At 63.3% G+C, this 10177-nt stretch carries 7 protein-coding genes; 4 read left to right on the forward strand and 3 right to left on the reverse strand.

All coding sequences use genetic code 11. The features are described 5' to 3' along the window. Positions 1-48: 48 nt before the first annotated feature. The 3 genes from FSO04_RS33835 to FSO04_RS33845 all read left to right on the forward strand — a co-directional run bounded on the left by FSO04_RS33835 (position 49) and on the right by FSO04_RS33845 (position 3371). Entirely contained in the window at positions 49-960 is a 912-nt protein-coding gene (locus FSO04_RS33835; protein ID WP_154565905.1) for an ABC transporter ATP-binding protein, read from the forward strand. A gap of 150 nt (positions 961-1110) precedes the next feature. Further along, positions 1111-1788, forward strand: coding sequence for a heavy metal response regulator transcription factor (locus tag FSO04_RS33840; RefSeq protein WP_154565906.1), 678 nt, complete (start codon positions 1111-1113; stop codon positions 1786-1788). Next, entirely contained in the window at positions 1788-3371 is a 1584-nt protein-coding gene (locus tag FSO04_RS33845; RefSeq protein WP_154565907.1) for a heavy metal sensor histidine kinase, read from the forward strand. Before FSO04_RS33840 ends, FSO04_RS33845 begins: the two co-directional genes overlap by 1 nt. On the opposite strand, the gene FSO04_RS33850 is transcribed toward FSO04_RS33845, so the two are convergent. From FSO04_RS33850 to FSO04_RS33860, 3 genes are read right to left on the reverse strand one after another with little or no spacing between them, the layout of a single operon-like run. Then, positions 3352-4800 (reverse strand): efflux transporter outer membrane subunit, encoded by a 1449-nt coding sequence (locus tag FSO04_RS33850; RefSeq protein WP_154565908.1) that lies wholly within the window; start codon positions 4798-4800, stop codon positions 3352-3354. The two genes, FSO04_RS33845 and FSO04_RS33850, sit on opposite strands and share 20 nt — an antisense overlap. Before the next feature lie 27 nt (positions 4801-4827). Next, on the reverse strand, positions 4828-6060 hold the full coding sequence (locus FSO04_RS33855; protein ID WP_154565909.1) for an efflux RND transporter periplasmic adaptor subunit: 1233 nt from the start codon (positions 6058-6060) through the stop codon (positions 4828-4830). 19 nt (positions 6061-6079) lie between these two features. Next, positions 6080-9325 (reverse strand): efflux RND transporter permease subunit, encoded by a 3246-nt coding sequence (locus FSO04_RS33860; protein ID WP_154565910.1) that lies wholly within the window; start codon positions 9323-9325, stop codon positions 6080-6082. 289 nt (positions 9326-9614) lie between these two features. On the opposite strand from FSO04_RS33860, the gene FSO04_RS33865 reads away from it, so the two are divergent. Continuing rightward, positions 9615-9902: a DUF4148 domain-containing protein gene (locus tag FSO04_RS33865; protein WP_154565911.1), complete on the forward strand. Its 288-nt coding sequence runs from the start codon at positions 9615-9617 to the stop codon at positions 9900-9902. Positions 9903-10177: the final 275 nt, after the last annotated feature.

The following is a 10177-nucleotide window of genomic DNA, read 5'->3' on the forward strand; positions in this document are numbered from 1 at the left end:
ACATCGCAGCGCACAGCACCTCATTGCACCGCATTCAAGGATTCAATCATGTTAAATCCGCAACCGATTCCGTCATACCTTATCCAGTCCGAAGCGGTGCGTGAGCGTTTCGACCGTCTGAAGTCGCGCGAGGTGATCCTCGAAGTTCGCGATCTCGACAAGCGCTTCGAGAGCGCGCAGGGCGAGTGCACCGCATTGAACGGCATCAGCTTCAAAACGCACCGGCGCGAGTTCGTCTGCGTGATCGGGCCGTCGGGCTGCGGCAAGTCGACCCTGATCCGCATTCTTGCGGGCCTCGAGCGGCAGACGAGCGGCAGCGTGCTGCTCGACGGCAAGCCGGTGGAGGGGCCCGGCGCCGATCGCGGCATGGTGTTTCAGGGCTACACGCTGTTTCCGTGGCTGACAGTCAAGAAGAACGTCATGTTCGGTTTGAAGATGAACGGCCACAGCAGCATGCACGCCGAGCGCGATGCGCTGCAATGGCTCGATCTGGTCGGTCTGACAAAGTTCGCCAACGCGTATCCGCATCAATTGTCCGGCGGGATGAAGCAGCGCGTGGCGATTGCTCGCGCGCTCGCGAACCGGCCGCGGATTCTGCTGATGGACGAACCGTTCGGCGCGCTCGATGCGCAGACTCGCGCGAAGATGCAGACGCATTTGCTCGATATCTGGCGCAACATCGACGTGACCGTGCTGTTCATCACGCACGATCTGGACGAAGCGATTTTTCTCGCCGACCGCATCCTGGTGCTGAAGGCAAATCCCGGCGAGGTGCAGGAATTGATCGAAGTGCCGGTGCCACGTCCGCGCGACTATTCGCAGGCCACGTCGCCAGAGTTTCTTGCTACGAAGGCGCGGCTCGAAGCGCTGATTCATCCGCCCACGGCGGCGGGCGAGGAAGACGATGTCGTCAAGCCGCATATGGTCCGGATGACGGATGTGACGGATAACGTCGAGTAGGAACGTAGCGCGCTTGAGCCGGGAGTGGCCATTTGCCGTTGTGCGAACGGGTATGGCCGGCTGCCGTCCCCGGCCAACATTACCGAATCGTAATCACCAGACGCTCCGCTTGCCGGTATGATTTAGGGTCAAGCACAGCGGAGCACTCCCATGCGAATCCTGGTGATCGAGGACGAGCTCAAAACAGCGGCTTATCTGAAGAAAGGCCTGGAAGAATCCGGCTACGCGGTCGATGTCGCGAACGATGGCCCACAAGGGCTGCTCCTCGCGCAGGAAGAAGAGTACGACGTGATCGTGCTCGACGTGATGCTGCCCGGCATGGACGGCTGGACCGTCGTCAAGACCTTGCGCACCACGCGTACCACGCCGGTGCTGTTTCTCACCGCCCGTGACGACGTCGACGACCGCGTGCGCGGCCTCGAACTCGGCGCAGACGATTACCTCGTCAAGCCCTTCGCCTTCGTCGAATTGCTGGCCCGGGTGCGCACGCTGGCGCGCCGGGGGCCGCCGCGCGAAAGCGAACTGATCAAGGTGGGCGATCTGGAAATGGACGTCAATCGCCGGCGCGTGAAACGCGGCGGCGTGCGTATCGACCTCACGCCGCGCGAGTTTTCGCTGCTGCAGTTGCTTGCGCGCCGCCAGGGCGAAGTGCTGAGCCGCACGCAGATCGCGTCCTATGTGTGGGACATGAATTTCGACAGCGACACGAATGTCGTCGAAGTCGCGATCCGCCGGCTGCGCACCAAGATCGACGATAACTTTCCCGTCAAGCTGATTCACACGGTACGCGGCGTCGGCTATGTGCTCGAATTGAAGGACGCCGCTTGATGCGCCGCCGCTCGCTCGCCGCGACGCTTACACTTGCCTTCGGTGTCACCACGCTCGCGGTTTTCGTGCTCGCCGGGAGTTTTCTGTACCTTGCGCTGGGGAAGCAGATCCAGGCGCAGGACGACCTCGACATCGTGCTGGCGGCGCGCCACGCACGGCGGCTCGCCGAGGAGCTCGCTACGCCGAAAGGGATTCGCGAGCACGGTGACCGGTTGATCAGCATCGTGCTGGGCAATGAAGCGATGTCGATGGAGGTGTTCGGTCCCGATGGGCGTATGTCGATCGAACACAACGCCGGGGAGACGTTTGCGCCGCAGGGTGACGCGGCGACCGGGGCTGCCTCGGCAGTTTCAAATGCGCCTGATGCTTCCGTTGCACCCAATGCGGCAAGCGAAACGGGCGAAGGAGGCGCGGCAAGCGATATCCACGACCCCGGCGAGACCGCTGAAGCTGGCGGCGTCGAGACGATCGCCGCGCTGCCGCCGCTCACGCGCATTCCCGCTGCGGCGCGCATCACCGACGTGGATATCGGCAACTGGACCGGCCGCAACGGTGCACCGATCCGCGGCATCCTCGCGGACGCGCGGCTGCACGACGGCGACACCGCGACCGTGTTGATTGCGCGCAACATGAGCGACCGCTGGCGGCTACTCGACCGCTATCGCGACAAGCTCAACCTGGCAGGCGCAGCCGGCGTGATTCTGACGATGCTGCTGAGCTATCTGCTGATTCGTGCCGCCTTGCGGCCCTTGCGCGATATCGCGGCGAGTGCGGGCCTCGTTACGGTCAATCGCCTGAACACGCGGGTCACGGTGGCGCGCGTGCCGAGCGAACTTGAAGCACTGGTAAGCGCGCTCAATGCCATGCTCGAACGCGTCGATCACGGCTTTCAGCGCCTGTCGCGTTTCACGGCCGACCTCGCACACGATATGCGCACACCGATTAGCAACATGCGCGGCGCCGCCGAAGTCGCACTTGCCCGGCCACGCTCCACCGACGAATATGAATCCCTGCTCGCATCGAATCTGGAAGAGTGCGACCGGCTCTCCCGAATGATCGAAAACGTGCTGTTTCTTGCACGCGCCGAGCATCCGCAGTTCGTCAAACATATGCGCGCGTTCGAGGCGGGGCAGGAACTGACGCGGATCGCCGAATACTTCGAGGGCATCGCTGACGATGCGAATGTCAGGGTGCAGGTCACCGGTGCGGCGACGCTGACGGCGGATCTCGAACTGTTTCGTCGCGCCGTCAGCAATCTGCTCGCCAACGCGATTCGCTACACGCCACGCGGCGGCGAGATCGCGCTCGATGTTCGCGCATCGGCCGATTCGGTGCGTATCACCGTGTCGAACCAGGGGCAGCCGATCGCCGCCGAGCACCTCGAACGGATTTTCGACCGTTTCTATCGCGTCGATCCGTCGCGCAGCGCCTTGCCGTCGTCCGGTGTGTCGCAGGGGTCCACGGGTTCGACGGGGCTCGGGCTTGCCATCGTCCGCACAATCATGGAGTTGCACGGCGGCACGGTGCATGCGGAGAGCGACGCGCAGAGCACGCGGTTCGTGCTTACGTTCCGGCGGGTTTAGGGCCATCCCACGTCCCACCCAGCGCCTTTAACAACAGTACGCTCGATTCCAACTGCCGCGCCGCAATCTGATCCGCGGTGCGCTCGTTCGTCAGCGCGATAGTCTGCGCGGTCACCACGTCGAGATAACTGACGGCACCCGCGTTGAAGCGGTTTGTCGTGAGCCGCAGCGACAGATCCGCGGCCGTGGTCGCGCGCTGCTGGCTGGCGGCTTCGTCGGCGAGCGAATGCAAGGCGGACAGATTGTCCTCGACCTGCTGGAACGCAACCAGCACCGTTTGCCGGTAGTCGGCGACCGTACCGTCGTATTGCGCCGTCGCGCCATGCAGAGTGGCCGTGCGCCGGCCGCCGTCGAACAGCGTGCCGGCGAGTTGCGATCCGAGCGACCAGAACAGACTCGGTGCGCTCAGCCATGGCGCGAAGAAGGTGCTTTCCAACCCAGCGCTTGCCGACAGCACCAGATCGGGGAAGAAGGCCGCGTGCGCCTCGCCGATCTGTGCATTCGCCGACGCCACGCGCCGTTCGGCTGCGGCAATATCGGGGCGTCGTTCGAGCAGTTGCGACGGCACGCCTATGGGAATGGCCGGCGGCGTCGCAGCCGATCCGTTCGGTGGCAACGTGAAGGTGGAGGCGGGCTCGCCGATCAGCGTGGCAATCGCATGCTGCATCTGCGCGCGCGTCACATCGATGTCGGTGTCCTGCGTGCGCGTTGCTTCGAGTTGGGTGGTGGCCTGAGCGACCGCTGAGGCATCGATCGCGCCGTCTTTCAGTTGCTGCTGCAGCAGCTTCAAGGCGGCGGCGTAGGCGGTCACACTGTCGTCGAGCAGCTTCTTTTGCGTGTCGAGCGAGCGCAGAGAGAAATAGTCGACGGCGAGATCGGCGCTCATCGACAGACGCACGGCTTCGAGATCCGCTTCGCTCGCCTCAGCATCGGCCTTCGCGCTGGTCACGCTATCGCGCACGCGGCCGAACAGATCCGGCTCCCAGCTCGCCGATACGCCGGCCGAATAGTCGGGAATGGTCTTGCCCGCCAGCGCACGGTCCACGAGATTCTGCGAGGTTCTCGAACGATTCTGGGCGACACCGGCAGTGACGGTCGGGAAGAAACCGGCACGCTGGTAATCCACCATCGAGCGCGCTTGCTGCACCTGCGCGACCGCCTTGCGCACGGTCTGATTCGACACGTCGACGCGCGCTTCGAGCTGGTTCAGCACCGGATCGTTGAAGATCGTCCACCAGGGGCCCCGCGGTGCGGCGTCGGCAGGTGCGGCCTGGGTCCAGCCAGGCGCCGCGCCGGCGTACTGTGCGGGGATATCTGCGGTGGGGCGCTGGTACGGCGGCAAAGTCGAGCAGGCGCTCAGCAGTGCGCCGATCAGCGTGGCCACGATCGAACGGCGGAACAACGGGCGTGGAAGAGATATGGGAGACATTCGGCTCGTCCTTTCGATGACTGGCGCTCAGCTATGCGTGGCCGGCGCGATCTGCACGAGCTGGCCGGTACTCAGCGAATCGCCTGGGTTATCGATCACGCGGTCGGTCGCCGCGAGGCCTGTGGTGATTTCCACTTGCGTGCCGAAGTCGCGGCCGATGTGCACCGTCTTGAGCGCCGCACGGCCATTGCCGTCGACCACGGCGACCGTCACGCCGTCGGGGCGGAAGAGCAGGGCGCTCACCGGCAGATCGAGCGCCGGTGTGGTCGACTGCAACTGCAGATGCACCTGCACATAAGCACCTGGCATCACCGCGCCATCCTTGTTATCGACGTCGACCTCGACGCGCAGCGTGCGGCTCGACGGATCGATCGAGCCGGTTGTGCGCGCAACCTTTGCGGCGATGTGCCGTCCGGGATATTGCTGCGCGGTCAGATAAACGCCGGTCTCGGGCGTGACGTAGGGCGCGTCGTTCTGTGGTACGTCGACGAACACGCGTAGCACGCCGGTTTGCTGGATGTGAAACAGTTCGCCCGACATACCTGCCGTGCCAGGCGTGCCACCCGCCGTCACGAGTGCGCCGACATCGACGTTGCGCGCGGTGATCGTGCCGTCGAACGGTGCGGTGATCTTCTCGTACGACACCAGCTCGGCGAGATGCGCGACATTGGCCTGCGCCGACGCCAGCATCGCGCGACGCGCTTCCATGTCGCTGACTTTCGTATCGGCGTCCTGCTGCGCGACCGATTGCGTTTTCAGCATCTCCTGCCAGCGCTGCGCCGTGGTCTTCGCGAAGTCGAAGTTGGCCTGCGCGGTGGCTTCGTCGGCACGGGCCTGGCGCAGTTGTGCGTCGAGATCGGGCGCGTCGATCGTGGCGAGCGTCTGGCCGCTTTTCACCTGGGCACCGATGTCGGTGTTCCAGTGCCCGAGATAGCCGCTCGTGCGCGCATAGATCGATGCTTCGGCGAATGGTGTTACCGCGCCGGGCAGCAGCAACTCGTTGACGGCCGGCGCGGGGCGTGGCGCGACCACGGACACGCTGAGGACGCTTTGCGCTTGCGTCTGTTGTGTCAGCGCTGCGCTTGCGTGCAGACGCGGCACGATACCGACGATCAGCAACGCCGCTGCGAGGCCAGCCAATGCGAACGGCCACACGCGACGGCCCGGCTTCGGGCTTGAGGCCATGTTGGCGGCTCGATCAGCCTCAACAGCCGGTTCAGACCTGTCGCCGAGGTCCGGCGGAAGTGATGGATTGTTCATGAGCTAGTTCTCGTCGGAGTCAAAGTGTGCGGGCGGGAACGCGGGATTCTTCTGCGGCAGTGCGAGCCGCGCGGCGTTTGTCGAGCCACGCATGCACCATCCCGTAGACGACCGGAACAAACAGCAAGGTGGACACCGTGCCAAGCGCAAGGCCACCAATCACCGCGCGGCCGAGCGGCGCGTTCTGTTCGCCACCGTCGCCGAGGCCGAGGGCCATTGGCAGCATGCCGATCAGCATCGCGAGCGCGGTCATCAGCACCGGACGGAAGCGGCTGAAGCCTGCCTCGAGCGCGGCCTGCAGCGGCGGCTTGCCGCCGTGGTGGAATTCACGTGCGGTGTTGATTACAAGAATGCTGTTGGCCGTGGCAATGCCGATACACAGAATGGTGCCGGTCAGCGCCGGCACGCTAACGGTCGTGCCCGTGCTGAACAGCATCCATGCAATCCCCGCGAGCGAGCCCGGCAAACCGCTGATGGTGATGAACGGATCGAGCCACGACTGAAAATTGACGACCATCAGCAGATAGACGAGGGCGATCGCGAACACGAGACCGCTTGCGAGGCCGCTGAACGAGTCGTGCATCGCCTGCACCTGGCCGCGCACCACGATCGACGCGCCCGGCGGCAATTGCGGCCGGATCTGGTCGACGAGGCGGTTCACGTCGGTCGCCACGCCGCCGAGGTCGCGCCCTTGCGCCGACGCGAAAATATCGAGCACCGGCTGCACGTTGTAGTGCGAGACGACGGCTTGCTGGGAGGCGCGTGTCAGCGTGCTTATCGCGCCGAGCAGGTTCTGCGGAGCGGGGCCGTTGCCGTTTGCCGCAGCGGACGCCGTCGCCACGCCCGCACCTGCGCCACCGTTCTGCGCGACCGGAATATTGGCCAGCGCCTGCAGCGAGTTGATGTCGTACTGCGGCATCATCGCCATGAGCGGATAGCTGACGCCGTTGCGCGGATCGAGCCAGAAATTCGGCGTGGTCTGGGAACTGCCTGAGAGCGCGATCAGCAGGTTTTGCGATACGTCCCGTTGCAACAGGCCGGCCTGAATCGCTCGCGTACGGTCGACATTCACATTGATCGCGGGTTCGTCGCCCGGTTGCTGGATGCGCGCATCGACGAGGCCGCGCACGCCGCGCAGTTGTGCGAGCAAGCGGTTCGCCACGACGCGATTGGCGTCGAGCTTGTTGCCGACGATCTGGATATCGATCGGCGCAGGCAAACCGAAGTTGAGAATCTGGCTGACAATATCGGCGGGCAGGAAGGCAAACGTGACGCCGGGGAAGTCTTTGGAGAGCGTCGTGCGCAGCGTCGCCACATAGGCAGCGGTGGGTTTGTGTCCGGCTGCTAGCGTGATCATCACGTCAGCGTCTTCCGGGCCGATCGGGTCGGATGAATCGTAGGTCAGGTTGATGCCGCTCACCGGCACGCCGATGTTGTCGAGCATGGCTGCGAGTTCCTGCTTCGGGATCATGCTGCGCACACGGGCTTCGACTTCATCGGTAATGCGCGCGGTGTCCTCGATACGCGTACCGGTCGGTGCACGCAGATGCAGGCGGATTTCGCCGGTATCGACAGCGGGGAAGAAATCCCGGCCGGAAAATGGCACCAGCGCGAGCGAGCCGATACACAGCAGCAGAAAGATCGCGATGAAACGGCGCGGGCTAGCAATAGCCGAACCGAGCACGCCGCGATAGCGTTCGCGCAACCTTTCGAAGCGATGTTCGAAGGCGGCCTGGAAGCGGATCAGGCGCGCAATCGGGCCGTTGCCCGTGACTGGCGCGTTGCTGCGCGCACGCATCAGATACATCGCGAGGGTCGGCACCAGCGTGCGCGAGAAGAAATACGACGCGATCATCGCGAACACCACCGCTTCGGCGAGCGGCACGAATAGATAGCGGGCAACGCCGGAGAGCAGAAACATCGGCACGAACACGATGCAGATCGACAGTGTCGAGACGAAAGTCGGCACGGCAATTTCGCCCGAGCCGTTCAGAATCGCGTCGTGCAGCGGCTCGCCGTTCTCCAGATGGTGCGTGATGTTTTCGATCGCGACGGTGGCATCGTCGACGAGAATACCCACCGCGAGCGCGAGCCCGCCGAGCGTCATGATGTTGATGGTCTGGCCGAGCGCGGAAAGCGCGATCAGTGAGGTCAGTACGGCAAGCGGAATCGACACCGCGATGATCAGCGTGGCGCGCCAGCTGCCGAGAAACAGCAGGATCATCAATGCGGTCAGGGCTGCGGCGATCACTGCCTCACGCGCCACGCCCATCACGGCCGACTTCACGAACACCGATTGATCGGACAGTGCGGTGATATGCAGCGCGCTCGGCAAACCGGCCGCGATATGCGGCAGCATCGCCTTGACCTGCTGGATGATGGTCAAGGTGGACGTGCTGCCGGATTTCTCGACGGTGAGCAATGCGGCGCGTTTGCCGTTGCTGCGCACGATATTGGTTTGCGGCGCATAGCCGTCACGCACATGGGCAACGTCGCGCACATACACCACACCGCCGGCCACCGTCTTGATGGGCAGGTCGTTCAGCGCAGCCACCGTGTCGGTGCTGCCGTTCATCTGCACGTTGTATTCCTTCGTGCCGATCTTGGCGGTGCCGCCCGGGAGAATCAGGTTCTGCGCATTGACGGCGTTGACCACGTCGAGCGGGGAAAGGCCTTTGGCCTGCAGCGCGCGCGGGTCGATATCGACCATGATCTGCCGCACCTTGCCACCGAACGGCAGCGGCACCGCCGCGCCTTGCACCGTCGCCAGTTGCGTGCGGATCTGGCTGTTGCCGAGGTCGTAGAGCTGCTGTTCGGACAGCGTGTCGCTGGAGAGTCCGAGCTGCAGGATCGGCACCGTCGACGCGTTGTACGTGATGATGTTCGGCGGCAGCGTGCCAGGCGGCAGCACGCGCAGGATCGACGCGGAATTGGAGGCCGCTTCGGCAATCGCGCGATTGATGTCCGCGCCGGGGTGGAAAAAGATCTTCACCACCGAGACGCCGTTCAGCGATTGCGACTCGATATGCTCGATATCGTCGACGTCGGAGGTCAGCGCGCGCTCGTAGTTCGAGGTGATGCGGTTGGCCATATCCTGGGCGGAAAAGCCGTTATACGTCCAGACGATGCTGACCACCGGGATGTCGATGTTCGGAAAGATATCGGTCGGCGTGCGCAGTATCGCAAGAGGGCCGACGATAAAGATCAACACCGCGAGGACCACGAATGTATATGGGCGGCGCAGCGCGAGCTTGACGATCCACATGGCGGTTTCCTGAAAAGAGGCAGAGGGAGGCGCGCGGGTTTTGATGCGCGTGGTGGCGCGGGGCGCGGGCTTCTTCGTATGTCAGGAGTGTGGGGGTAGGGCGCTTACCGCTGATGGTCCGCTAGATTACCGTTCTGTTATCTGGGGTTTGGGTTTTTTGTTCTGATTTACGCGCGGTGCGTAGATAACAAAACGGTAATCCGAAGGTCAGTGCTCCGACAGATGAAATGGCAACAATGGGAAGCGTGGTTCAAGCCACTCATTTTTTGCACTTCATCGGAGAGACATCATGAAATTGCTTACCGCTATTGCTGTTGCTGCTCTTAGTCTGCCGTTTGGGGCTACTGCCTTTGCTCAATCTAATCCGTCGGGATTGACCCGCGCTGAGGTCATTGCTCAGCTGAAGCAGGCTCAGGCTGAAGGGCTCGTGCCGGTGCGCAATAATGACTATCCGCCTTCGGCGACGGAGATTGCGCGGAATCGGGAGATTTATGCTATTCAGCATGGAGGGAATGGCGCTGACGCTACCAAGACGGCAGGTGTGCCAGCGGCTCAAACAGAGTCGGCGTCGAATTGATGCTGTGTCTGGACTCCCGCGGTGTTGGCCTTTCCTTGAATTGTTAGTGGTCTATTAGCGTTGCCCCTGTGCGGGGCGGCACCTACTTCTCTTTGCCGGCTGTGTATAGACCGGAGACATAGCTGACAGGTGTGCGGGGACATGGTTGAGAGATATGCTCGGATCTGGTGTACGGGGGAGTTGAGGCGGGAGATTGAAGGCGGTGGAGGTTTTAGCTGAGAATCTGATTGTCGAAGTCGGAAACCAGCAAACAACAAACCATCCACCATGAACAA

The organism is Paraburkholderia madseniana (assembly GCF_009690905.1).
Taxonomy (GTDB): Bacteria; Pseudomonadota; Gammaproteobacteria; order Burkholderiales; family Burkholderiaceae; genus Paraburkholderia; species Paraburkholderia madseniana.